This is a genomic window from Haloferax sp. S1W, assembly GCF_044593955.1.
In the GTDB taxonomy this organism is placed as follows: Archaea; Halobacteriota; Halobacteria; order Halobacteriales; family Haloferacaceae; genus Haloferax.
This window is the reverse complement of the sequence record NZ_CP172595.1, coordinates 1,468,166-1,491,448: the sequence shown is the minus strand read 5'-3', so window position 1 is coordinate 1,491,448 and position 23,283 is coordinate 1,468,166. Positions and strand designations below refer to the sequence as shown.

Sequence of the window (23,283 nt, the reverse complement as noted above, 5' to 3'; positions counted from 1 at the left end):
GTTTCACCGTCATTTTCAGGTACTCACCGGACGGACCGCGACTGTGACCCACGCATCCACCGTCGCCGAACGCGTCGCCGCAGTACTCGAGAGAGACGCCGACCCGCACACCGTAACGGAACTCGACGGTGGCCACGTCGGCCACGTGTACGTCCTCGAATTCGCGGGGCACGACCCGGTCGTGGCGAAGGTCGGGCCGACGCCGCTCGACATCGAGGGGAAGATGCTCGACTCACTCGCGCGTGCGGGGGCACCGGTCCCGACCGTTCACGACGCCGATGCCGACCTGCTCGTGCTGGACTACGTCGCCGGAACGTCCGAACTCGACGAGGCGGCCGAACGCGACCTCGCATCACACCTCGCGTCACTCCACGACGTGACGGCCCCCGAGTTCGGATTCCCCTACGACACGCTTTCGGGACCGTACCACCAGCCGAATCCGTGGACCGAGTCGTGGGTGTCGTTCTTCCGTGAGCAACGATTGCGGCCGTGGTGCGATGCGGCCCGCACCTGTGGGCTTCCCGATTCGACGGCCGAGCGAATCGAATCCGTCGCCCGCGACCTCGACGGCCTCATCTCCGAACCGGACGCCCCCGGACTCGTCCACGGCGACATGTGGGAAGGGAACCTCGTCGTCCGCGACGGTCGCGTCGTCGCGTTCCTCGACCCGGCGTGTTACTACGGCCACCCGGAGGTCGAACTCGCGTACATGCACTGGTTCGACAGCGCCGGTGACGCGTTCTTCGACGCGTACGCCGAAAAGCGCCCCATCGAACCCGGATTCTTCGACGACCGAGCGCCCGTCTACGCACTCTTTCCGCTCCTCGAACACGTCCGCGTCTTCGGATCCGAGTTCGTCCCCGAGGTTCGAGACGCGCTGGGCGCGATTGGGTACTAAGTCGCCCGACAGCACGGGGTGAACCCCCGAAGAGACGGAAAAATCGAGTTCTGCGCCCACGAAACGCTTTTGTAAAGCTTAACACTACCCCCGGACCTAGCGGGACTATGAGCGACGAGCACGCCGGGTATTCCGGCGCCGACTCGGGTCCGAATTCGGACTCACGACCTATCGTCTACGATCTCGCACCGAATTGTACAGTCGACGACATCGAGACTGACTCGTACTACCACGCCGTCGTCAATGGCGTCGTCGAGTACGGCATCTTCGTGGATATCTCCGACTCCGTCTCCGGTCTCATTCACGAATCGAACCTCTCGGCCGACTACGAGGTCGGCGACCGTCTCGTGGTCCGTCTCGACGACATCCGCGAGAACGGCGACATCGCGTTCGCCGAGGACACACCGGACGACTACCGCACCGAAACCGTCGAACACGAACCGACGATTACGCCCATCTCCGACCTCACGGTCGGTGAGACGGTCACCATCGAGGGCACGGTCGCACAAATCAAGCAGACCGGCGGCCCGACGGTGTTCCGCATCGCCGACGATTCGGGCATCGTCGCCGCGGCCGCCTTCGAAGAGGCTGGCGTTCGGGCGTTCCCCACGGTCGAACTCGACGACGTGGTCCGCATGACCGGCAACGTCGAAGACCACGAAGGGTCGCGCCAACTCGAAGTCGACGGCCTCTCGCTCCTCGACGGCGAGAAAGCCGACGAGGTGCGCGCCCGCATCGAAGCGGCACTGGACGAACGTGCTGCCCCCGAAGTGGTCGAACCCCTCGTCGAATGGCCCGCGTTCGAGAAACTCCGCGACGACCTCGAAGACGTGGCACAACTGCTCCGTCGGACGGTCCTCGAAGGCCGCCCGATTCGTGTGCGCCACCACGCCGACGGTGACGGCATGTGCGCGTCCGTGCCGGTCCAACTGGCACTGGAACGCCTCATCACGGAGGTCCACGACGACCCTGACGCCCCGCGCCACCTGTTCAAGCGCCTGCCGAGCAAGGCACCGTTCTACGAGATGGAAGACGTCACGCGCGACCTGAACTTCGCGCTGGAAGGCCGTGCCCGCCACGGACAGAAGCTTCCGTTCCTCCTGATGCTCGACAACGGGTCGACCGAGGAGGACGTGCCCGCCTACGAGAACCTCGCACACTACGACGTGCCCATTGCGGTCGTCGACCACCACCACCCCGACCCCGAGGCAGTCGACTCGCTTCTCGACGCACACGTCAACCCGTACCTCCACGACGAGGACTACCGCATCACGACGGGGATGATGTGTGTCGAACTCGCGCGGATGATTCACCCCGACGTGACCGACGAACTTCGGCACGTCCCCGCCGTCGCCGGGCTCTCGGACCGCTCGAAGGCTGAGGTCATGGACGACTACATCGCGCTGGCCGAAGCAGAGGGCTACGACCGCGAGGACCTCCTCGACATCGGCGAGGCACTCGACTACGCCGCGCACTGGCTTCGCTACAACGACGGCGCGTCTATCGTCAACGACGTGCTCAACGTCGGCTGTGACGACCGCGCCCGCCACGAGGAACTCGTCGAATTCCTCTCGACGCGCGCCGAACGCGACGTGGAGCGCCAACTCGAAGCGGCCGAACCCCACCTCGAACACGAGCGCCTCGACAGTGGTGCGAACCTCTACCGCATCGACCTCGACATGTGGGCGCACCGCTTTACCTACCCGGCACCGGGGAAGACGACGGGCAAGCTTCACGACCGGAAGGTCACGGAGACGGGCGAACCGGTCATCACCATCGGCTACGGGCCTGACTTCGCCGTCCTCCGCTCCGACGGCGTCCGCCTCGACATTCCGCGGATGGTCGCCGAACTGAACGAGGAAGTCGTCGGCGGCGGCGTCTCCGGTGGCGGCCACCTCGTCGTCGGATCCATCAAGTTCGTCAGTGGCATGCGCGAGGAAGTCATCGACAGCCTCGTCGAGAAGATGGCAGAAGCCGACATCGACGAAGAACTCTCGACGACGGCGTAAGCCGCCGACGCGACGGTTCCCAGTCGGTTCATTTTTCTCCGCGAATCACCCCTCTTCCGCGAACTCGACCCGCCTGAGCGCCAGCAGTCCGACCACTGCTGCGACACCGACCCCAGCGAGCAGGCTCGACGGCGGCCCACGCTCGCTCGCCCGCCAGTCGGCCACGAACACGTCGCGGTAGTAGTCGGCCGCTTCCGGGTCGTCGATAGCGAGCGCGACTTCTCGGTTCTCCCGCGCGGAGTGGCGATTCCAGTTGAGGCTCCCGACGATGGTGGTGTCGTCGGCGACGACGCCTTTCGCGTGGATTGCGCCGTACCGTCCCGCTGGCCGGGCGATTCGCACAGTGAGTGGATGGCCGGTTTTGTCGGCCCACTCGTTCAATCGCTCTGCGAGCGCGCGGTTCTCCTCGTCGACGTACCATGCGCTACCGAGCAGGAGGCGGACGCGAACGCCACGCGACGCGGCACGTTTGAGCGCGGCAACGAACGGGCCGTCCGCTTCGACGGTCGGTTGTATCACGTCGATTCGTTCGCTCGCCCCGTCGAGTCGGCTGACGACCGCGCGTTCTGCGTTGTCAGGTGCGCGCAGGATCGATATGCGGTCGGCACGGACCGTCTCCGGAGCGACGCGCGTCGGATACGACCCGTTCGACGCGTCCGTGACGACGAACCCGCGGCCGACGCGAAACGCCTTCCACGACTGAGTCGCCGGGAGTGAGGCGTCGTCGCGGAACGTGTTTGCGAGGTCTGCCGCGACGCCGGGCGAGTTGACGACGATGCCCCATCCTCTGCTCTTTGCGCCACCTGTTCCGGCGGGTTTCCAGTTTTCCGTCGTAACGAGTGCCCTGTCGTCGACGACGGCGTACTTCGCGTGGTGAAACGAGTGCGGGTCGCCGACGACGCGGACGGTGACGCCCGCGGCGGCGAGTCTATCGAGGACGCGCGCGGATTGCTTCGGGAACCCGCCGACCGGTGCGTCTTCGACGAGCACTTCGACGCGGACGCCGCGCTCGTGGGCCGCGACGAGTTCGTCCGCGACGCGTGGCGACGAGACGACGTATCCCGCGAGTAGCAGTCGGTCGTCGGCGCGGCGGAGTGTCTCGATGGGGACTGCGGGGGAGTCGGGAAGGACGAACAACGTCGCGTTCGCCGCTTCGTGGGTCGTGACGGATTTCCGGGACAGAGTTCTGGGCCACCACGACCACCTGCCGTCGCGTCGGGTGAGGAGCGACCCCTCCTCGCTTCGGTCGTAGGTGAGTCGGTCGGTGACGCGACCATCGACGCGGAGCGTAATCGTCTCCCCGCTGTTTGCGAGTTCGAGGCCGGGCGAGACGATGGGGTGGTCTGTGAGAGTTGCCGCGGCGTCCGGGTTCGAGGCGACAGCGACTGGTCCGCCGGGAGCGACGATGGAGAGTCGCTTCTCACCGTCGTCGAGTGTGAGGTTCGTCCCTTCCGGAGCGCTTACGACGACGTACTCGCCGCGGTCATCCGGTGTCGTAGGGTCGGGGAAGGCGGCGACGATGCGGCCGTCGGGTGGGGTGGTCGCCGCCGCTATCGGCACGGGCGCGACGGTGGCGACGACGAGGAGTGCGGCGAGGGCGACCCGGTGGAACACACGCTGCGGTGGTCCCGGTATGGTTCAAAAAGGTTTGCAGGCACCAGCCAGTGTTGTCACCGTTGGCTGGGCAGTCACCGCTGGGTGGGAAGTCTCACCGTTGGCTGGGTGCCAAAAACGAAGCGTTCCCGTCTCAGACCGTTGCTTCGGCTTCGACGTCGTCACCGAGGAATTCGGCGGCGAGTTCGGCCTCGCGCTGGACGATGTACGAGCGGTCGTCGGTGTGCTCGGCGGCCGCTTCGAGGGCCGTCTGGGTGCCAATCTGGCGAAGTGCCCACGCGGCGCTGGCGCGCACGGAGTCGGCTTCGTCGTCCGCGAGAACGTCGGTGAGCGGGTCAACGGCTCGGGTGTCACCGAGGAGACCGAGGGCGCGAGCGGCGGCAGAGCGCACGTTGTCGTTCTCCGTGACGAGTTTGTTCGCGATTGGCTGGGTGGCTTCTTCGGAGCCGATTTCGCCGAGCGCCTTGAACACGACCTTCTGGAGCGCCGGGTCGTTGTCGCTGTCGACGTAGTCGACGAGCATCTCGACGCCGTCTTCGGCGGCCATCTTGCCAATAGCCTTGATTGCGCCCTTGTCGCGGCGCTTGGCCTGCGGTTCGACCGCTTCGAACGCGCTGTCGTCGTTCATGCGCGTGAATGCCTCGATGCAGTACTCCTCCATGAAGCCGGACTGGAAGCTGTCGAAGGCGAGGGCGATCATCTCGACGTCGCCGCGCTTTTCGTGTTCCTTGAGCGCCGAGAGTTCCGGCGGGTAGTCCTTGTAGTGCCCGAGCACGTCGTAGAAGCCCTGTGCCATCAGCTTCTCTCGGGTTTCGAGGTCGTCCCACTCCTGAGAGTCGTCGAGACCGGTCGTGAGACCGTCGGCCACATCAAGGAGGTCAGCGATGGTCTCTGCGTCCTCGTCGGCGTCGAGGTTCGCCGCTTCGATGGCCTCGATACCGTCGCCGATGGCGGCGTTGAGCGCGTCTGCGCCCTTACCGTCGACCGTGACGCCGGTGTCGAGTACGTCGTTGAGGTCCTCGGCGAACGCTTCGACGGCCACGACGATTTCGCCTTCACCCTGTTCGGTCCATCGGGTGTCCGAAATCGTGGATTTCGCGTCTTCGAGTTCGGAAACCGCGTCCGCCGCGTAGGGACCGCGCTGGTCTTCGAGGTCGTCACGAAGGTCCGAAAGGAGAGACGAGAGTTCCTCTGCGGGGTCCTCGTCGTCTTCGTCTTCTGCCTCGGGTAGGTCCGCGGCTTCGATGTCCGCGTCGATGTCGTCGAGTGTGGCCTCGACGTCGTCGAGGTCGGCTTCGGTCTCGGCCGCTTCGAGGGCCTCTTCGGCCTCAGTCAGACGCTCGTCGAGGCTCTCGGGCGAGAGTGCTGTCGTATCGTCGTCCCCGTCACTCATATGCCGGAAGTCCGTTCGTCTGTAAAAAGAGCGTTTCCCTTCGCTTCGCACCGTGAAGGATGAGGAAGCTTGCCTCAATGGCGGGGTATTTTTTGACGCTCCGGCCGTCTCTTCGTGCGTGACTGCACCGACCGTCGCCCTCCCGCAACTGTCGCTCACCGACCTCGACCCCGCCGCGAACGAGGCGGCGATTCGTGAGCGAACCGCCGCACTGCCCGAATCCGTCGATATCGCCATCTTTCCCGAGTACGCGCTGACGGGCTTCGTCGCCGATAGCCGCGCCTACAGCGGCGCGCTCACGAGCGAGCGCGCGACGGACATTCTCTCGTCGGTCGCCGCTGAGAACGACATCGACATCCTCGCAGGGTATCTGGAGCAGGCAGGCGATACCCTCTACAACACGTCGGCGTACGTCCGCCCGGACGGGGACACAACCAGTTACCGAAAGCGGCACCTGTGGGGCGACGAGGCAACCGTCGTCACGCCCGGTGACGAACTCGTCACTGTCGAGACGCCCGTCGGGAAGACAGGACTTCTGACGTGTTATGACCTGAATTTCGTCGCCGACAGCGCGGCCATGACCGACGAGCGCGTCGATGCCCTCTTCGTCATCGGCGCGTGGCCTGCGGCGCACTCGGACAACTGGCGACTGCTCTGTCGCGCCCGCGCGCTCGACGGTGTACGGTGGGTCGTCGGCGCTGGCCGGACGGGAACTGGCGGCACCGACAGAACGGGCGTCGCACAGCGCGAGTACGCCGGGCGCTCTATGGTCGTCAGACCCGACGGGGTAGTCGCGGCAGCACTGAACCGTGACGAACGCGACCTCGTGTGGACGCTCGACCCTGAGATTCTCGCCGAACAGCGCGAATTCGTCGGCTCGGTCGACTGACTGGGGACGCGCCTCGAACGCTTATCCCCACGGCGACCCAACCGACGCCTATGAGTGACCGACGCCGGGACGACGACGTGCTCGATTTGCTCGACGAACTCGGTGACACGCTCGACGAACTGGGGGCGGAACTCCGCGCCGAACGCGACCGAGAGGTCCGCGACAGGACCCGAACCCCCCGCCCGCCGACGTTCGGAGAGATTCTCCGCTTCACCGAATCGTACACCATCCCGACGGTCATCGCCGTCCTCGAAGCGACCATCGCCTCGCTCGAACTCCTCCGGCGGTTGATGCGCCTTTCTGACCCGTCTCGTGCGATAGAAGACTCCAGACGCGAGGCGGACGCGCGTCTCCGCGAGGTTCCTCGGAGCGCCGTCACGGGCGTCGACCGCGCCCTGAGCGAACTCAGGACCGCACTCTCTGAGGCCGACCTGCCGTCGAACCCGGAAGCGCGCGACGTGCTGGAACGCGCCCGCTCGCTCGCGGACGAACTCGACGAGCGCATCGACGAGGCGGAGCGCGACCGAACCGACCGCGAGCGCCGCTGGCGAGACGACGAACAGCGATTCGAGTCGCGTTGGCGACGCGGCGACAACCGGACGAGTCGCGGCGATGTGCGGTCGAGTCGGGGCGACGAAGGGACGAACCGTGGCACTGGACCAGTTCGTATCGATGTAACCGAAGAAGGGTCTGAGGTGCCGGGTGACGATGACGACGAACCGACGGTCGATGTCGATGCGGAACTGGAGTCTATCAAGCGAGAGGTCAACGGGGACGACGAGGGCGACGAGGACGACGAGCAGAGCGACTACTGAGTCGAGGTTGATTTTCCGACCACCACGCGAACGAGACCCGCGAGCCACCCGGCCAGCGCGAGCATGACGACTCCGGCGGTTCCGGTTATCAACACGGGCGTCGTTTGCGTGGTGGACACGAGGATGTTGGCGGCGAAGAGAAGCGACAGGACGCCGACGATAGCTATCGCACCCGCTGCGCCGAGTCGCCATTGCGGAAGGTCTGTTCGCTCGCCGCCGAGGCGGGCCAGTTGGGCGACGATTGCGCTGACGAGGCCGAGACCGACGATGTACGCGGCGAACACGAGGTCGAAGTTGCTCCGGACGGGGCCGAAGACGACTTCGAGTAGGTCGAACCCGACGATGAGCAAGTAGCCCGGAATCTGGAGGGGCTGGAACTGAACGCCATATGCGAGGCCGTACAGCCCGGCTAACACCGCGGTGGCGACGACTGCGTCACGGGCGAAGGTGACGCTGCGCGGGTGACTCATACGAGAGGTAGAACGTGTAGAAGCATCAACATTGGCTCCGGGAGAATCGAATCTGACCGCTCCGAACCAAAAGCGGGAGACAGAGCGTCCTTAAACCGGCGTAAACTGGTATCCGTCCCACTCCTGACTCTCGGGTTCACGGATGCCAGCGCCGGGTTCGCGGAGTTCGTCACAGTAGACCGGCTCGACTTCGTCGCCGATATCCACGTCTTCGGTCGTCACTTGGCCAATGGCGCGCACGGGTTCGCCGTCAACGTCGAACTCGACGATAGCGAGCGTGTTGGGTTGTCGAACGCCCGGTGGCGTCGCGGTCGAAGTGGTCCACGTCAGGACCGTCGCCGTGTACTCGCTCAGGTCGACGGTTCCGACTGGTTCCTCGCCGTCGGGACCGACCGGGTGGCCGGGGTAGGTGATGCTCCCGTCGGGGTAGCGGTACGCTTCCATCGGGGGGATGTCGTCGGACATTATCGGGACTCCATGATGGTGGTCGTGACGCAGTTGCCGAAGCCGCCGACGTTGCACGCGAGGCCGACGTCCGCGTCGACCTGTCGCTCGCCTGCGTCACCGATGAGTTGCTTGTAAATCTCGTACACCTGTGCGACACCGGACGCGCCGAGGGGGTGGCCCTTCGACTTCAGGCCGCCCGAGGTGTTGATTGGCAGTTCGCCGTCGCGGTCTGTGACGCCCTCTTCGACGGCCTTCCAGCCTTCGCCCTTCTCGAAGAAGCCGAGGTCCTCCGATTGGAGGAATTCGAGGATGGTGAACATGTCGTGGAGTTCCGCCACGTCCACGTCGTCGGGTTCGAGGTCGGCCATCTCGTAGGCGATTTCGGAGGAGTTGACGACGCCGCCCATCGTGGTCGGGTCCGCGCGCTCGTGGACGACGTGGGTGTCCGTCGCGCCGCCGATACCGGTGATGACGGCGTAGTCGTCGGTGTACTCGCGCGCGACCGACTCGGGACAGAAGACGAGCGCCGCCGAGCCATCCGTGATGGGACAGAAGTCGTAGAGACGAAGCGGGTCGGCGACGATGGGCGAGTCGAGGACGGTGTCGAGGTCGACTTCCTTGCGGAACTGGGCGTGCGGGTTGTCGAGACCGTTTTTGTGGTTCTTGACGGCGACTTTCCCGAGCGACTCGCGCGGGGCGTCATAGGTTTCGAGGTAGAGACGCGCCGTGAGTCCCGCAAAGGAGGGCAGTGTCACCCCGTGTTTGTACTCGACCGGGTGGGTTAGCGAGGCGATAACGTCAGTCGCCTCCGCAGTCGAGCGGTGGGTCATCTTCTCGCCGCCGACGAGCATCGTCATGTTGGATGCGCCGGAGGCGACCGACTGCCACGCGGCGTAGACGCCTGCGCCGCCGGACGAAGAGGTCTGGTCGATTCGGGCGGTGTACGCTGGCATCGCCGCGAGGTCGTGGGCGAGCGCGTTCGGGACGCCGGTCTGCCCTTCGAACTCACCGCTTGCCATGTTCGAGACGTAGAGGTGCTCGATTTCGTCGGGCGAGACGTCGGCGTCCGCGAGTGCCGCCAGTCCCGCCTCGGCGAGCAGTTCACGAATCCAGGCATCTCGTTGCCCAAACTGGGTCATCGATGCACCGATGATCGCTACGCGGTCCATACGCGCACGTCGTCGCAACGCGATTTAAAACCGGGCAATCCCACCGTGGGACGGGTGAACCCGAACACAGAATGCGCTGCCGTGAGTACGTCTCAAACGGTTTATTTGTCGGTCTTTCGAACGGGTGGTCATGGATGTCGAACGCACCGCCTCGATAGTCGGCCTCGTCGGCACGGTCCTTCTCGCGGCCGCCGTCGCGGTGCCAGCAGTCGTCGTCGAATCCGGAGCCGGCCCGATGGCCGCCTACTACGCCTCGGGCCCGTTCGGAATCGCCGTCGTCGGATTGTTGGCGCTCATCGAGGTCATCGTGCTTCTCTCGGGGCGACAGGAGCGCACCGACCCCGCAATGGCCGCCGGTCTGGCATTCGTCCTCTCGCTCGCCATGCTCGGCATATCGGCGACGTGGGCGTTCACTATCGACCCGACGGTCCTGTTTAGCTTCCCCGAACAGTACTCGTGGATAAGCAACCACCGCTGGGCCGTTCTCGCGGCCGCGGCACTCACCGTCGTCGGCACGGCGGGGTACGCGCGCAGCGTCGTCTAACCGGCCGCATCGCGGGCGTCTCTGGCCGGAACGTCGCAGGAGAGACCCCGACGGTGTCCCACGATTTTGCTCCCGACGAGTCGAAAGGCCCTTAACAGTCCGTGGAGTAGGATGGGGTGGACTAGGTCGGGCAGTTAGGCCCTGCTCTTCACCCGCGAAATAGGTCTTTAGCGGGGACCGAACACGGGCGCGTCCGGTCAGACCGGCGCGGGCCCCGGAAGCCAACGTAGAAACCTCGTCCTTCGGGGACAGCGGTTCCGCGTACCCCTTCCGCAGGGAAGGGTTCGCACGGTTCATCGGTGGTACCCCGCCAGGCGCGGAAGCGAGCAGCGGACCATCGGACGTGCGTCGCTCGAGGGATCGCGGGGTGGAGAAGGCAACCGGGATTCCCCACGCCGGAACGCCGGGCAACCTCGCTGTCCACCCATTCATACTTCATTTACGCTCCGAGCGACTGCGCTTCTCATCTGTACCCAGCGTTTGTGCCCAGTGTCGTCACTTCCCGACTGAGACGGCCGTTGCCCTCTAACCGAGACTGTCGTCACTCTCGCTGTCGTGTCTACGGCGTGAAAACCAGCGCTAGAACCCCGTTAGTTCTCTTCTTCGGTCTCGACCGATTCTGTCGCGGTGTCGGTGGTGGTCACCGTCTCGTCTTCTTCCTCGTCGTCAGGCTGGGCACCTTCCTGCAGTTCCTCTTCGATTTCCTGTCGGCCGCGTCGGAACTCACCCATCGCCTGCCCGGACGAGCGTGCGAGTTCCGGAAGCTTGTTCGCACCGAAGAGCAGGATGACGATGAGCAGGACGATGAGTAGTTCTGGGCCGCCCGGGAGTCCCGGGAACAGTGGAATGAGTGTGAACATTACGTTCGTCTACGGACGCCGGGAAGATAAGAGAGACGGTATGCATCGTCACTGGGTTCGGGCCACTGCCGCGACTTCACAGTAGTGTAACGACGGCCCCGCCAACGAGTGCGACGCGGTGGTCGTCCAGACGTCGAGAGAATGGGCGACCGACAAATCCGTTTGGGCTTCGCAATAGTGCTGTCGCCGACTCCGTGTGCCGTTTAGAGACCGGTCATTACGTCAGTGCTTCCGCACTCGGGACACTGTGTCATCGTCCCGAGCGATGACTCCACCCGACTCCACTCTGTACCACCGGAAACTGCCGAAAAACCACACTTTCGACAGCGAGACATTGGCTCTGAGGAACTGCTTGCCATACTGATTCAACTATCACGATTCCACATAGTCGTTACTCCGGTCCGAACAAAGTCGCATCTCACTGTCGGTCGCTCGGTGCCGAAGAATGAGGGTCCGTGGGGTGTGTCGTCAGGGTACGGGCTGTGTGAGCGCAGCGCTCCAGCCGTACGCCTTCCCGTGGGGGTGGTCGGGCTTCTGGCCCGGGTGTGGGTTGGCCTGTCCCGGGTGCGCATCAGTCTGGCCTGGCGGGACGTTCACATCGACGTTCGCGATTGCGTGCTCGAAGTAGCCATCGCCGTACACAGGGCTGTCGTACCCCACGTAGAGTTCGAGTTCGCTACTCGAATCACTCAGTTGGCGGAACTCGTCGTGGTCGAACGTCACGACGAGTTCGTCGCGTCGGATAGTCGCAGACTCCGCAGCGAGCGACCCGTTGGTCGCATTCTGCAGCACCACCGACGATACGTTCACGCTGTCGATGCGGGAGGGAACCGCGATACGGACGGTGACGAACTCCGTTTCCGCGTGGCCCGGCGGATTCGCAACCGTCACGTTTCCGAGGGTGCTGTCGACGCGTCGGATGCGGTTGGTGTCGTCAGGGGCAATCGGCGAGGTTTCGTCGATATACTCCGCGACGACGGTTCCGTAGAGGGTGTAGTCCACGCTCGCGGTCGGGATGGTCTTCATACTCCACCCGTACCGTTCCTCGAAGGACCACCCGGCCATGTACGAGTTGACGGTGACGTTGTACCGAGCGTCTTCGTCGAGCGGTTCGCCGTTCACGTACACGTCGCGGACGACTGGGCTGGCGTTCTCGGCGGGGACGTACTCGTAGGAGACGCCGCTGACTTGCAGTTGTGCCTGGGCACCGTAGTGGTCGTCCGTCGTCGAGACCTGACTGGCGAGCAGTTCGCGCAGTTGCTCGCCGGTCATGCGCTTGGTGACGAGGTAGTTTCCGAACGGAAGCGACGTGTACACGTCGTCGTAGGTGACGTTCCCACGGTCGATGACGAAGTTGCCGCGAATGCCACCGGCGTTCGTCACTGCCACGTCGGCACCGGTCTCAGCACGGAAGGCGTCCGTGATGAGGTTGCCCCACGCGGTTTCGTCCTTGTAGTTGGACGCGAACCGCGAGTCGAGGGGGACCGTGGTCCGGCCGACGACTTCGCTGAGTTGCCCCTCCCGTGCGTCGGAGACGATAGTCTTCGCCGTCTGGTTGACCGTCGAGTTCTCGTCGACCGTGATGAGTCGCCCGCTCTGGAGCGAGACGCCCTCGTCGGTCACAGAGAGGTTGACTTCGCCGACGTAGGAGGCGCGGGCCTCGGCCTCGACGATGGTTGTTCCGTCAACGGTCTGCGGGGCGTACTTCACCTCGTCGTCGCCGGTGACGATGAGGTCGATATTCTCGGTGTTTCGCGCGAGTTCCTTGGACTCGGGCACGCCGATGTGGGCCGCCGCGACGACGACATCGACGTTCTGCTCTTCTTTGAGTTCAGTCGCGATACGACCTCCGACGCGAGAGAAGTCGGCGACTCGGTAGCCCTCTTCGTCGAAGTCGACTGCCGTCTTCGACGTGATGGCGTCGTCTACGAGTCCGACGACGCCGATGCGGACGCCGTTGCGCTCGACGATGGTGTAGTTCTTCGTTCCGGGGACGCCGCTCCTGTCTTCGCGGACGATGTTAGCCACCAACCACGGGAACTCGGACGCGGCGCTGTAGTTCTCGACCGCGTCGAACCCGTAATCGAGGTCGTGGTTACCGACGACTTCCGCGTCAGGCCCGAGTACGTTGAGCGTCTCGACCGGGACGCGCCACTGGCTGGTCGGCGAGAGCGAACTCGGACTGACCTGGTCGCCACCGCCGACGACGATAGTCGGGTTGTCGTGCGCCCGGCGTCGGTCGTTGACGACGCCGACCAGTCTCCCCATCCGCGTCGGGTTCGACGCGGCGGTCTGGATGTCGTTGTACGTGAGAACGGTCAGCGTCGTCTCGTTCGATACGTTCGTGGTCGCGTTCGACTCCGTGTCCGCCGGGTCTTGTGACCCCACGTTCGCGGGGGCGTTCGCCCCGGCCATGCCTGCGGTTATCGCTGCCGCAGGCGAAGTCGTGACCACGAGAAGCAGTACTGCGAGTGTCAGTGTCGTTCGGGGGGTATCGGGAAACGATTTCACTGCGTTCGATCATGTTCCATAATTGAAGAAAAAGATGCTGGCCGGGTGTCACGTGTTCGGTATGGACTGCTCTGTATCCCTCGGTATCTGATGATTTAGGTGACATCTATAATTCTACTTAAGTATAGTCTGAACAGTGTCATGGAGAAGAGCCAGTCGGAATTCTCTGATTAGCACTTCCACAACCCAGCAAAAACCACACGTGGATTGGCAACTCGAATAGCAAGCAAGACTCCTTTAACGAACCCTCACTTGAGTTGTCGCTAATTCTTTGAGCTAATTGTATCGTCAAACAAATTTATTCTCTCTTGAATATTATCACACATAATGTCGGGTGAAGAGACAGACGAATATGGTCAAGACTTGACTAGCCTTAAAGAAGAATATGAAAGTGCAAAAGACCGCTTCCAAGAGCAACGTGAGACGTTCAAAGAGTTCTCTCATGAGGGTCTGAAAGTATTCCGTCTTTCTGTCTTACTCGTTGGTGTCCCTACTGCAATTTTTGGGGCTATCAATCCTCAATCGATAGGCGGTCTGTTGGACTCAGTTTACTCAACAGAGTGTGCAGTTCAGTCCTTTTCACTATGTATTGCTGACATGGGTGCTATGACAAATCTAACTATCCCGGCATTTCTTCTTGCGGTTTTATTTCATATCATGGGGAGTGGATATGAGTCGCGAGGGGTACACAACGAGACGAATCCCCATGACATTCACAAAATTAGAAACTCAAATCCGGAGACTAAGGATTTCTATAGGGCAAAGCTGCGTGCGTATGAAGTCCGAATTGAAGAAAACGATAGAATAATTTCTGCAATTGAGTTCATCTTAGGATTTGGAAAGTTCATGTTCGGTACAGCGGTTTCTGGAGTTGCCGCAATAGCGTATACTCTCGTCTTCAATCGTCCCTTTGAGGGACTTTGGGTGATACTTGCCCTATTGGTTCTTTTTGTTTCTAGCAGTACGTTTCCCCGCTCATACATACAAGCTGATGGCGGTATTCCATGGACTTTCACACCTCTTTACCTATCAAGAGACCAGCGGGACCGAGCCTTTGACCGACCCGACGAGGAGTAACCACACTAAATCATCTTGACCTGTGGATCAGCGAAATCTCACCACAAGTTGGAAGCACATAGTCACACCAGCAATCGCTGGTTTTAAATATCGCATATATGATACATATCGCGGTTTCGACGGGGGGTTGAACTCCGGCTGCTCTACCTGCACCGTTTACGACGCTTCCTGATTTAAATCTGCTTGGAGTGTATTTCTTGATTCTGTTGATCAATTATGTACTCTGCAATCTGATGTCAGTGACTTTACACCGTGTCTGCCGCTACGGGCGCACCTTCTTGCATTCCTGACTCGAATAGTAGCCTATGGAGTCCGTTTCTGTGCAGGGAGTGGAGGTCCCGGCGTTAGGGGTAGGGACCGCTCGGATGCGGGGAGCGGAGTGTCGTGACGCGGTGAAAGTCGGGTTGGAACTGGGCTATCGACATCTCGACACCGCACAGATGTACAAAAACGAGGATGCAGTTGGTGCCGCCGTCGCCGACTCGGGGGTCGATAGAGACGAGCTATTTGTGGTGACGAAAATTCTTCGGAGTAACCTCCGATACGACGACGTGCTGCGTTCGTTCGAGGAGAGTTTAGCACGTCTGCAAATGGACTACGTGGACCTGTTGTTGATTCATGCTCCGAGTCGAACCGTCCCCGTAACGGAGTCGTTGCGGGCGATGAACGAACTCCAGGACCAGGGTACAGTCCGGCACATCGGTGTCAGTAATTTCTCGGTGAAACAGCTAAAAGACGCGATACAGGCGTCTGAAACACCGATACTCACGAATCAGGTCGAGTACCACCCGTTCAAGAGCCAGCGCACCCTCTTGGAGTTCTGCATCGAGAACGACGTGCTCCTGACGGCGTACAGTCCGTTGAACCGTGGCGCGGGCCTCTCGAACGACACGCTCCAAGCGATTGGGAGTCGGCACGGGAAAACCCCTGCTCAAGTCGCTCTCCGCTGGCTCGTTCAACAGGAGCACGTCGCTGCAATACCCAAGGCGTCTCAGAAACCCCACTTACGGGAGAACATCGATATCTTCGATTTCGAACTGACCGATGCTGAGATGGAACAGATTTTCGACCTGCAAGGGGGGCTGCTCACCCGTCTTCGTTCGCTTTTGAATCTGTGAGTTCGGGGTCTATCGACTCCTCGAAGGAGAAAGCAGTCACCGACTACCTGACCTCCGACTAAGACTATCGTCCCGTTGCAAAGCGTCACGGTGTCTCTCACGAGGTTCTGAGAAATTAGGTAATGTTCTACACTGATGATTAGGAGTGGGTGTCAACTCGAATCCCCACCCTACTTATGTAGTAGGGTGGACTTGATTGACACTCCATGAGTGCGTTTTTGACTATGAAGTTGACGCTCGAATAGTATTCTTGAACGGATATTTTATCATAGTGATGTGTGATGCCGAGATATGGCGCAGGCCCAGAAGCAGGTCAGAATACGATGTAGTGGGTGTCGAGCTGAGATGCTCGCCCTACGAAGTCAGGCAGAGAGCGGCGAGGAACTGTTCTGCTCGAACTGTTTGGTCGAGACGAACTGCCGACAGTGCGGACGGTCACTCACGCTCTCCAAGGACAAATTTGCCGAGGTTGACGGTAATCCGGTCTGTATGCCGTGCAACAACTCAACATCAACGAGTAACGACGATTCGTTTTGGTGGTGGTTGGTCGTTGGCGGTGGACTCGGGGCCGCAATCGTCTACCTCAACTGGTACTACCGTCCGATCGTTTCGGTGAATCTTGGGCCATATATGGGTGCTATCGACGCGATCGTTGGCCCCGGACTACTCATCCTACTTTGGGCGCTCTGGAATCATTTCAAATGACGGATATCACACGCCGGAGGGTTCTAAGTCTCGCTGGGCTCGGGATAGTTGGGTTAGGTGGGTGCGTATCGGTGAACACTGACCCGAGAGGCAGTGAGCGAGAGTCGACATCGACTGTGAGTAACGATGGCCCGCTTGCCGACGTGGGTACGTTCGAGACACCCAAGCCTACGGCCACGGAAGCACCGACCACGACCGAGGAGCGGAAAGTCGATGACATCATTACCACCGAATGTACGGACGCCTACATCACCGATTTCGAGTGGACTAGTGATGGTATCAACGAGGACAAGTTCACTGCGACGGTCATCAACCAAGGCGACGTTGCTGGCGAGGTCATCGTGAAGGTGACGTTCTACGAAAGCGAGAACGAGGATGTTCGGACGGGCAGTCTGAAACGTCGAGTGGCGATTAGCGCACAAGAGTCGAAGGACATCCTCATTTCAGCGAACCCACCGACAGACGATAGCTCGTGGGCGTCGATGTTGCTCGACAAGGAAGCCTGTATTATCGACACAAAAGAGTAGGTACCGACTCTACGTTTCATCCAGCGCTTGGTCGAGGTCATCGCCGTACCATCTATGTTGCTCACCGCCATTATCAATGGTCGAGAGTGTCTGTCGGGTGACGTTCGGCGTCCGCTTGGCAACCGAGTTGTAAGATTCGTCTCGGACAAGGGCGTCGACGATGTCGAAGTACCCTGTTACCCCTTCCTCGTAATCTGGAGTTAGATTCGGACAGAGGAAGCCATCTTCTCGAACAAAACTGACAGGGACCTGTCCAAGCCACTTGCCCGCTTCGGGGGTACGACGTTTTGTCCAGACCGTGTTCGGCGAACCAACGCCCATCTTTCTTCAGCAGTGACTGCTGCGATGGTGTCGGTAATGAGGCGACTCGTGCCATCAGGACGAATTTCTCGTACGCTTCCGCTCGTGACGTGGTAAGTCACCACCCTGCGTCGTGAGACCTGCCCCAAACCGACAGAGGGGAGAGACCCGCATTACGCTCCGTGATGGAATGGATGACCATCTCGACAACCCAGAGCAATTGACGTGCCGTCGTCTGGCGATTTACCTGCGTCGCAGAAAGTTACGTGTGGTAATGCGCCAGCTGGGGTTTGAACCAGAGCAAGACATTCCTGCTCGCTTCGCTGCGCGGGCTGTGACTTGCAGGGTTCAGAATCCCTCTGGGTCGTACTTCTTCACTCCACGGAACTCGGAGTCTGACGACTCCTCGTTTGGTTCCGTTCAGAAAGTGCGCCGGCCGGGATTTGAACCCGGGCCATGAGCTTGGAAGGCTCAGGTCCTGCCACTAGACCACCGGCGCTCACTCGTTGCACTCGTTCGCGCCGAGCCTCGACCGACCTTCGGTCGGCCGAGACACCGGCGCTCTGAGGCAACTCTATTCCCTCATTCTCGACGCCCCAATAAGGATGTTACCTTTTTCGTCAGGCGTCCGTGTCTCCCGATTTTCCGGCGCTATCGGGCTTGTTCTCCTCGTCCTCGCCGAATTCGTACTCCAACTCGGCTTCTGTGTCGCCGTCGGTCACTTTCACCGTCACCTCGTCGGCATCGGGAATGGACACGACGAGTTCTCCGTCGGCGTCAGTCGTCCCGACCACTTCGCCGTTCACGCTGACCGTGGCGTTCTCCACGGGCGTCTCGTTCTGGGTGACGACGAGCGTCGCGTTCTCACCGGCCGTGACGTTGCCATCGAAACTGGCGTTCAGGGTCACCTCTACGTCCGACTGCTCGGCGTCAGCACCGTCTTCCCCTGCGGATTCGGCATTCTCAGCACCGACGTCCTCGATGGGGACGTTCGTCCCGGACTCGCTGACGACGGGCTTGAGGATGTACTTCCCACTCTTGCCAGCCTTGAACGCGGTGATGTCGAAGACGAAGTCCACGTCCTCGCCGTTTCCGACCTCGAAGTTGGAATTGAGGTGGAGCTTCTCACTCGGAAGCTTGACGTTCACCTGCTCGCCCGTCTTGAGCGTCCCGTTGACCTCGCTCACGTGGACGAACACCTTGGTGTAGTTGCCTTCGGGCACGTCGTAGGTGCCGACGAGCGACGCCTTGTCGCCCTGCAGTTCGGTCAGGTCCACGGTCACGTTGTCGACTTCGTAGGTGACCTTCCCGCCTTCGCCCGCCTCGTCATCTTCGGATTCGGCTTCGACATCGCCGTCAGCCTCCGCAGACTCGTTTTCGGCAGCGTCGGCCGATTCAGTCGTGGTCGTCGAGTTGACCGACGCGTCGGCGGACGCGTTCGCCGACCCGTTGGCCGTCAGAACGGGCGTCGCGGTGGCGGTCATGTTGGACGACGCCGTGGTGGTCGAATCGTTCGTGGACTCGTTGTCGGCGTCCGAGTCAGCCTCGGCGCTCGCTTCGGCTTCGGCGTCAGCCTCTGATTCAGCGTCTACCTCCGCGTTGTCGTCCGACTCGGTGTCGTCGTTCGCGCGGACGAGCGTCACGCGCTCGATGGTGACGTTGAGGTGCTCGAAGTCCGCGATTGCGTTCTGTTCGTCGCTCACGTAGAAGTTCAGCGTGCCTGTCTGGGCCGCTTGGTCACCCGTCGCAGTTCCATCGTCGGAGCTGGAGGGGCTGTCAGTCAGGGTACCGCTCCCGCCTGCACACCCGGCCAAGACGACCAGGAGTGCGACGAGAACTGTCGCAAATCTAGTACTGTTCATCGTAGCAGACCCTTCTCGCCCCGAGAACTTGAGGGGGGGTGTTTGTCGGCCCCGAATTGCTCCGGTTTTCTCCGAATTACGTGGACAATAACCCCAGTTTACCGCGTTTAGTCGTCCGCGTGCGAGCCGTTGAACTGCTTGGCCTTGGCGAGTAGGTCCGACGAGATGCCGGGCACCTCGGCCTCGGCGACGGCACCCTCGGCGCGAATACCGTCGATGCTCTTCGGGAACTCCCGAAGTTCCATGTGGATGGCGATGCCCGCCTTCGCGCCCTTGCCCATGGCGACCGGAATCTGGTTGTGACCGGGGGTGATATCGCCCACGGCGAAGACGCCCTCGACGTTGGTCCGGCCGTGGTCGTCCACGGGGACCGTACCGTCGTCGTTCAGGTCGACGCCGAGGTGCTCGAAGAGTGTCGTGTTGTACTCCGACCCGTACATCGCAAAGCCGCCTTTGTACTCGCGGACGCTCCCGTCTTCGAACTCGAAGCTCTCCAGCCAGCCATCGTCGCGCTTGTTCATCCCCGTAATCTCTTCGGAGACGATATCGACGGGGTGTGCGCGCACCAGTTCGTCCGTCTCGTCGGACCACTGTGGGTCCTCACCGCGAAGGAGAATGTCTACATCGTCGGTGAAGTTGAGCATAATCATCGCCACGTAGGCCGCGGAGTCCGAGTGGCCCATGACGTACACCGACTCGTCGACGAACATGTAGGCGTCACAGTGAAGGCAGTAGTGCAGTCCCTTGCCAGTCCGCGGGAGCGGCGGCTCAGGGCGTGTATCGTTGAACCCGACGCCGAGGACCACGCGGTCGGCGACGAACGCGCCGTCGTTGGCGACGAGACGGAACCGGCCGTCGTCCAACTGTTCGGCTTCGGTCACGAAGTCGCGGTAGAGGTCGGTGCCGTACGCTTCGAGTTGCGTCCGGGCGGTTTCGAGAAACTCGTTTCCGGAGATGTCCTCGGTGACGCCGATGACGTTGTGGGTATCGAGCATCATCGCGGCGCGGCCGCCACCACGGTCAACGAGTGCGGTGTCGTGGCCCAATCGAGTCGTATAGAGCGCAGTCTGCAACCCAGCAGGGCCGCCACCTACGACGACAACCTCGTACTCCCGTCGTTCGTCGGTTTCGGTCATACACGTCGATTTGTCGCGCGTGCCTTAAGCCCACACCACCTGTGCGCTCGCAGCATCCACTCGCCCAGTGGTAGCAACCACCACACTGTCTCGGTCGTCTCTCACACCCCGGAGACGACAGCGTAACAGTTCCCACTCGATACCCGCGACTCGACGACTGTGAGGTCGCTCGCAGCGAGGTCTTCGTCGAACTCGTCGGGCGCATAGATGTGGTAGAATCGAGGAACTGTCTCGCCACCGGGGAGCGTCCAGTCTACTTCGGTGTCGAACCCGGCTTCTCGGTCGAAAGTGTCGTGGGCGGTGCTCCACGCACTCACGACTGCACGGCCATCCGAGTCGAGGACACGCGCGAGTTCGTTCAGGCTCTCGACGCGGGTCTCCCGGGGTGAGAGATGGTGGAGCGTCGCCACGTACACGGCCAAATCAAAGGCGTCGTCGGCAAACGGCAGGCGCGCCGCGTCTCCTTGTACGAGTCGCGCCTCGAAGTCTCGCTCACGCGCCCGCGACGTTGCTTCGAGCAGTAAGCCGCGACTCACGTCCAGTCCAACTACCTCGTCGGCGTGCGACGTGAGGAGTTCGACGTGCCGCCCGTTGCCGCACCCAAGGTCGAGAGCACGGGGTGCGGGCGTGTCCGCCGTCGATTCGGTGACGAACGACTCTACTTCGGGCCACGGATACTCGCGTGTGGACGCGAAGTGCGATGCGATGCGGTCGTACGTCTCCCGGACCGCCGCTCGGGATTCGTCCATACCGGTCGATGGTGGTACCACGACAAAGACCGCACGGGTCGCCGTCGTCCGGAGGGACAACCCCCCGGCGACCCGGGGCGGTCGTCAGATGATGAGGAAGACGAGATACGTCACGACTAGCAGGGCCACCGCGTGTTTGATGCCGTCGTTGACTCGACCCTCGCCCAGTTGCCCCGCGATGAGGCCGGAGCAGAGTCCCTGAATCACAGAGAGGTGATAGAACAGAATCGTGTATGCTTCGGTGTTCACGTCTCGCAGGCCGGAGAAGGCACCCGAGGAGACGCCAGCCACGTCTCCCGTTCCGACGGCACCGGAACTCGCCTGTTCGACCGCCGGGATGAACGAGACGGTCAGGGCGACGATGATGCCGAGGAAGACGAAAAACGAGATGTAGATGACGATGAGGTAGGTGACCATCTCTTGTTTGCGCTCGCGGGCGAGGCGGCGGCTATTTTGCGCCTCGTCGGCGGCGATTCGGAGGACAGGTGCGAGGTCCCCGCTTGCGCGCATCGCGTTCGTGATGAGCGTGACCGAGCGCGAAACCATCGGGCTCCGCGTACGGCGGTCCATCCGGTGGAGTGCGGTCTGTACGTCTGCTCCCCAGTCGATGTCGCGGACAGTTCGCGAGACTTCCTCGCTGAGGGGACCGAGGTCGGACGACGACACACGGCGGAGACTCTGGATGATGGTCAATCCGGCCTCGTTGATGCTGGCGAGTCGGTCGAGGAAGTCGGGCATGCTTCGTTCGATTGCACGCGTCCGGCGCTTTCGGACCTCGTGGACTGCCGCGGTGACTAGCAGCGCCGCGATAATTGCTTCCACCACGTGCTGGTCGATGGCCGCGACGATGTCGGCGGGAGCCATGCCGGGCGTGACTGACGATTGGAGGACGACCCAAAGGATTCCGAGTGGACCTGTCACCACAAGCGTTGCGAGCGGATACCGGCCGAGCGTCTCGAACGGCTGACTGAGCCACTGACGGAGCCAGTAAAACCGGTCGTACATCGCGAGACGCTCGATATTGCGCTGCCGTACAGCACTGGTTTCTCCGCCATCCGTCGAGTACTCAGTAGCGCGCCACCCGCCGGTGTCCTGCGCTGAGTCACCCGCAGTACTCGCATCGTCGTCGGTGGCGACGGTTCCACGAAGCGACTGTGTGACGCTGTCGATGTAGACGATGAAGCCGAAACTCGCCAAGGGGATACCGACGTAGCCGACGAATCTGATGAGGGTGAGCGTGTCGGCGAGGACGAGGCCGATAACCACGAGAACGGTGATGAAAAACAGCGGCCCGGCGACGAGGACAGTGACGTACACCTCGGCGAACGTCGACAGGAGTTCGAGATACTGCTGTTGTTGGGCCTCGGCCTCCGCTTCGAACCGCTCGTACTGTTCGCGGAGGAACGACGAGAGGTTCCGGCCGCTTCCGAGGACGCTCGCCAAGTTCTCCGCGAACTCTTCGAGGTTGGGACTCGGTGTTCGCTCGGCCATCGTCTGTAAGGCGGTGAGCACGTCGGTTCCGAAGGCGTCCATATCTCGGACGGCAACGGCGACTTCACGTGCGGCCTCGCCGTAGACTGCTTCGTTTCGCCCGAGCGTCTCCAACACCTGTGGAAACGGCATACCAGACCGCGACAGTGCGAAGATAAACGCCACTGTCCGCGGGAGCGTCGCCTCGATTTCGGTCGAGCGGGTGTTCGTGCGCTCGGTGAGGTAGTACCAGCGAATCCAGTAGACGCCGAGCGCGAGCGCGGCCCCAATCGTGGCGCTGGAAAACAATAAGAGGACGAATAACTCGCGCGCAGAGAGGAGTTCGAGCGAGGTGAGGTTCGCGAGGAACTGCAGTGCCGGCGGAAGTTGCGTTCGAATCACGTCACCCGAGACAGAAAGCGTCTGGAGCACCCACCCCACGAGGTAGACGCCGAGGATACTCCCCGAGATACCAAAGACAGCGGCCATGAGGAGCGTCCGCGCGGCGTACACTCTGTGTGTGATGCCGACGTGGGCGGCACGGAGTCGCCACCGCTGCACGCGCCGCCGGGGGTTCTGATTTGCGACGTAGAAACCGAAGACGGGGAGTGCGACCTGCGAGACCAGCAAGTTGGCGCGCTTACTCACCGGGGAGAGAACGACCGGCAAGACGAGAACCACTGCGGCGACAAGCGGGAGCAAGTGCAGGCCGAAGTCCAT

At 62.0% G+C, this 23,283-nt stretch carries 20 protein-coding genes, 1 tRNA gene and 1 other RNA gene; 9 read left to right on the top strand and 13 right to left on the bottom strand.

Translation table 11 applies throughout. From position 1 onward, the window contains the following. Nucleotides 1–43: 43 nt before the first annotated feature. Nucleotides 44–898: a fructosamine kinase family protein gene (locus ACH9L7_RS07835; protein ID WP_396613159.1), complete on the top strand. Its 855-nt coding sequence runs from the start codon at nucleotides 44–46 to the stop codon at nucleotides 896–898. A gap of 107 nt (nucleotides 899–1,005) precedes the next feature. Continuing rightward, nucleotides 1,006–2,907: a DHH family phosphoesterase gene (locus ACH9L7_RS07830; protein WP_396613158.1), complete on the top strand. Its 1,902-nt coding sequence runs from the start codon at nucleotides 1,006–1,008 to the stop codon at nucleotides 2,905–2,907. 45 nt (nucleotides 2,908–2,952) lie between these two features. On the opposite strand, the gene ACH9L7_RS07825 is transcribed toward ACH9L7_RS07830, so the two are convergent. Together ACH9L7_RS07825 and ACH9L7_RS07820 are read right to left on the bottom strand one after the other, a co-directional pair. Continuing rightward, nucleotides 2,953–4,521 (bottom strand): phosphatidylserine/phosphatidylglycerophosphate/cardiolipin synthase family protein, encoded by a 1,569-nt coding sequence (locus tag ACH9L7_RS07825; protein WP_396613157.1) that lies wholly within the window; start codon nucleotides 4,519–4,521, stop codon nucleotides 2,953–2,955. A 133-nt stretch (nucleotides 4,522–4,654) separates the two neighbouring features. Further along, nucleotides 4,655–5,914, bottom strand: coding sequence for a HEAT repeat domain-containing protein (locus tag ACH9L7_RS07820; RefSeq protein ID WP_396613156.1), 1,260 nt, complete (start codon nucleotides 5,912–5,914; stop codon nucleotides 4,655–4,657). A 118-nt stretch (nucleotides 5,915–6,032) separates the two neighbouring features. Here ACH9L7_RS07820 and ACH9L7_RS07815 point away from each other — a divergent pair, with 118 nt between their 5' ends. After that, nucleotides 6,033–6,803 carry a carbon-nitrogen hydrolase family protein gene (locus tag ACH9L7_RS07815; protein WP_396613155.1) on the top strand — a complete coding sequence of 257 codons (771 nt, stop codon included), beginning with the start codon at nucleotides 6,033–6,035 and terminating at the stop codon, nucleotides 6,801–6,803. Nucleotides 6,804–6,853: 50 nt separating this feature from the next. After that, nucleotides 6,854–7,618, top strand: a complete 765-nt coding sequence (locus ACH9L7_RS07810; protein WP_396613154.1) for a hypothetical protein — start codon at nucleotides 6,854–6,856, stop codon at nucleotides 7,616–7,618. Here the strand turns inward: ACH9L7_RS07810 and ACH9L7_RS07805 are convergent. The 3 genes from ACH9L7_RS07805 to ACH9L7_RS07795 form a co-directional block, all read right to left on the bottom strand. Then, nucleotides 7,612–8,088 carry a hypothetical protein gene (locus ACH9L7_RS07805; protein ID WP_396613153.1) on the bottom strand — a complete coding sequence of 159 codons (477 nt, stop codon included), beginning with the start codon at nucleotides 8,086–8,088 and terminating at the stop codon, nucleotides 7,612–7,614. The genes ACH9L7_RS07810 and ACH9L7_RS07805 overlap by 7 nt on opposite strands. A gap of 90 nt (nucleotides 8,089–8,178) precedes the next feature. Beyond that, nucleotides 8,179–8,553, bottom strand: coding sequence for an OB-fold domain-containing protein (locus ACH9L7_RS07800; RefSeq protein WP_396613152.1), 375 nt, complete (start codon nucleotides 8,551–8,553; stop codon nucleotides 8,179–8,181). After that, nucleotides 8,553–9,704 carry a thiolase C-terminal domain-containing protein gene (locus ACH9L7_RS07795; RefSeq protein ID WP_396613151.1) on the bottom strand — a complete coding sequence of 384 codons (1,152 nt, stop codon included), beginning with the start codon at nucleotides 9,702–9,704 and terminating at the stop codon, nucleotides 8,553–8,555. Before ACH9L7_RS07795 ends, ACH9L7_RS07800 begins: the two co-directional genes overlap by 1 nt. A 130-nt stretch (nucleotides 9,705–9,834) precedes the next feature. Between ACH9L7_RS07795 and ACH9L7_RS07790 the strand changes: the two genes are divergently transcribed. Continuing rightward, nucleotides 9,835–10,248, top strand: a complete 414-nt coding sequence (locus tag ACH9L7_RS07790) for a hypothetical protein (protein ID WP_396613150.1) — start codon at nucleotides 9,835–9,837, stop codon at nucleotides 10,246–10,248. A 114-nt stretch (nucleotides 10,249–10,362) separates the two neighbouring features. Then, nucleotides 10,363–10,674: signal recognition particle sRNA (gene ffs, locus ACH9L7_RS07785), an RNA gene on the top strand. Between the two features lie 164 nt (nucleotides 10,675–10,838). Here ffs and ACH9L7_RS07780 read toward each other — a convergent pair. Then, nucleotides 10,839–11,108, bottom strand: coding sequence for a twin-arginine translocase TatA/TatE family subunit (locus ACH9L7_RS07780; protein WP_396613149.1), 270 nt, complete (start codon nucleotides 11,106–11,108; stop codon nucleotides 10,839–10,841). A 468-nt stretch (nucleotides 11,109–11,576) separates the two neighbouring features. Further along, nucleotides 11,577–13,619, bottom strand: a complete 2,043-nt coding sequence (locus ACH9L7_RS07775; RefSeq protein WP_396613148.1) for a bifunctional metallophosphatase/5'-nucleotidase — start codon at nucleotides 13,617–13,619, stop codon at nucleotides 11,577–11,579. Nucleotides 13,620–13,946: 327 nt separating this feature from the next. Between ACH9L7_RS07775 and ACH9L7_RS07770 the strand changes: the two genes are divergently transcribed. The 3 genes from ACH9L7_RS07770 (at nucleotide 13,947) to ACH9L7_RS07760 (ending at nucleotide 17,046) form a co-directional block, all read left to right on the top strand. After that, nucleotides 13,947–14,696, top strand: coding sequence for a hypothetical protein (locus ACH9L7_RS07770; protein ID WP_396613147.1), 750 nt, complete (start codon nucleotides 13,947–13,949; stop codon nucleotides 14,694–14,696). A gap of 305 nt (nucleotides 14,697–15,001) precedes the next feature. Further along, on the top strand, nucleotides 15,002–15,814 hold the full coding sequence (locus tag ACH9L7_RS07765) for an aldo/keto reductase (protein ID WP_396613146.1): 813 nt from the start codon (nucleotides 15,002–15,004) through the stop codon (nucleotides 15,812–15,814). 821 nt (nucleotides 15,815–16,635) lie between these two features. Beyond that, on the top strand, nucleotides 16,636–17,046 hold the full coding sequence (locus ACH9L7_RS07760; protein ID WP_396613145.1) for a hypothetical protein: 411 nt from the start codon (nucleotides 16,636–16,638) through the stop codon (nucleotides 17,044–17,046). A gap of 9 nt (nucleotides 17,047–17,055) precedes the next feature. On the opposite strand, the gene ACH9L7_RS07755 is transcribed toward ACH9L7_RS07760, so the two are convergent. The 6 genes from ACH9L7_RS07755 to ACH9L7_RS07730 form a co-directional block, all read right to left on the bottom strand. After that, entirely contained in the window at nucleotides 17,056–17,367 is a 312-nt protein-coding gene (locus ACH9L7_RS07755; protein ID WP_396613144.1) for a hypothetical protein, read from the bottom strand. A gap of 407 nt (nucleotides 17,368–17,774) precedes the next feature. Continuing rightward, nucleotides 17,775–17,845: transfer RNA gene (locus ACH9L7_RS07750), tRNA-Gly, on the bottom strand. A 121-nt stretch (nucleotides 17,846–17,966) separates the two neighbouring features. Continuing rightward, the gene (locus tag ACH9L7_RS07745) at nucleotides 17,967–19,208 is read right to left on the bottom strand and encodes a DUF4382 domain-containing protein (RefSeq protein WP_396613143.1); all 1,242 of its coding nucleotides are present in this window, start codon (nucleotides 19,206–19,208) and stop codon (nucleotides 17,967–17,969) included. Nucleotides 19,209–19,315: 107 nt separating this feature from the next. Next, nucleotides 19,316–20,344 carry an NAD(P)/FAD-dependent oxidoreductase gene (locus ACH9L7_RS07740; RefSeq protein WP_396613142.1) on the bottom strand — a complete coding sequence of 343 codons (1,029 nt, stop codon included), beginning with the start codon at nucleotides 20,342–20,344 and terminating at the stop codon, nucleotides 19,316–19,318. Between the two features lie 101 nt (nucleotides 20,345–20,445). Then, complete coding sequence (locus tag ACH9L7_RS07735) at nucleotides 20,446–21,093, bottom strand: class I SAM-dependent methyltransferase (RefSeq protein WP_396613141.1); 648 nt, start codon at nucleotides 21,091–21,093, stop codon at nucleotides 20,446–20,448. A gap of 84 nt (nucleotides 21,094–21,177) precedes the next feature. Continuing rightward, nucleotides 21,178–23,283, bottom strand: coding sequence for a type II secretion system F family protein (locus ACH9L7_RS07730; RefSeq protein ID WP_396613140.1), 2,106 nt, complete (start codon nucleotides 23,281–23,283; stop codon nucleotides 21,178–21,180).

Bases quoted from the DNA above. Each gene is read 5' to 3' on its own strand.
- ACH9L7_RS07790 (WP_396613150.1), top strand. From the start codon at position 9,835: ATGGATGTCGAACGCACCGCCTCGATAGTCGGCCTCGTCGGCACGGTC.
- ACH9L7_RS07765 (WP_396613146.1), top strand. From the start codon at position 15,002: ATGGAGTCCGTTTCTGTGCAGGGAGTGGAGGTCCCGGCGTTAGGGGTA.
- ACH9L7_RS07810 (WP_396613154.1), top strand. From the start codon at position 6,854: ATGAGTGACCGACGCCGGGACGACGACGTGCTCGATTTGCTCGACGAA.
- ACH9L7_RS07740 (WP_396613142.1), bottom strand. From the start codon at position 20,344: ATGACCGAAACCGACGAACGACGGGAGTACGAGGTTGTCGTCGTAGGT.
- ACH9L7_RS07745 (WP_396613143.1), bottom strand. From the start codon at position 19,208: ATGAACAGTACTAGATTTGCGACAGTTCTCGTCGCACTCCTGGTCGTC.
- ACH9L7_RS07805 (WP_396613153.1), bottom strand. From the start codon at position 8,088: ATGAGTCACCCGCGCAGCGTCACCTTCGCCCGTGACGCAGTCGTCGCC.
- ACH9L7_RS07830 (WP_396613158.1), top strand. From the start codon at position 1,006: ATGAGCGACGAGCACGCCGGGTATTCCGGCGCCGACTCGGGTCCGAAT.
- ACH9L7_RS07770 (WP_396613147.1), top strand. From the start codon at position 13,947: ATGTCGGGTGAAGAGACAGACGAATATGGTCAAGACTTGACTAGCCTT.
- ACH9L7_RS07800 (WP_396613152.1), bottom strand. From the start codon at position 8,553: ATGTCCGACGACATCCCCCCGATGGAAGCGTACCGCTACCCCGACGGG.
- ACH9L7_RS07730 (WP_396613140.1), bottom strand. From the start codon at position 23,283: ATGGACTTCGGCCTGCACTTGCTCCCGCTTGTCGCCGCAGTGGTTCTC.
- ACH9L7_RS07735 (WP_396613141.1), bottom strand. From the start codon at position 21,093: ATGGACGAATCCCGAGCGGCGGTCCGGGAGACGTACGACCGCATCGCA.
- ACH9L7_RS07780 (WP_396613149.1), bottom strand. From the start codon at position 11,108: ATGTTCACACTCATTCCACTGTTCCCGGGACTCCCGGGCGGCCCAGAA.
- ACH9L7_RS07755 (WP_396613144.1), bottom strand. From the start codon at position 17,367: ATGGGCGTTGGTTCGCCGAACACGGTCTGGACAAAACGTCGTACCCCC.
- ACH9L7_RS07795 (WP_396613151.1), bottom strand. From the start codon at position 9,704: ATGGACCGCGTAGCGATCATCGGTGCATCGATGACCCAGTTTGGGCAA.
- ACH9L7_RS07820 (WP_396613156.1), bottom strand. From the start codon at position 5,914: ATGAGTGACGGGGACGACGATACGACAGCACTCTCGCCCGAGAGCCTC.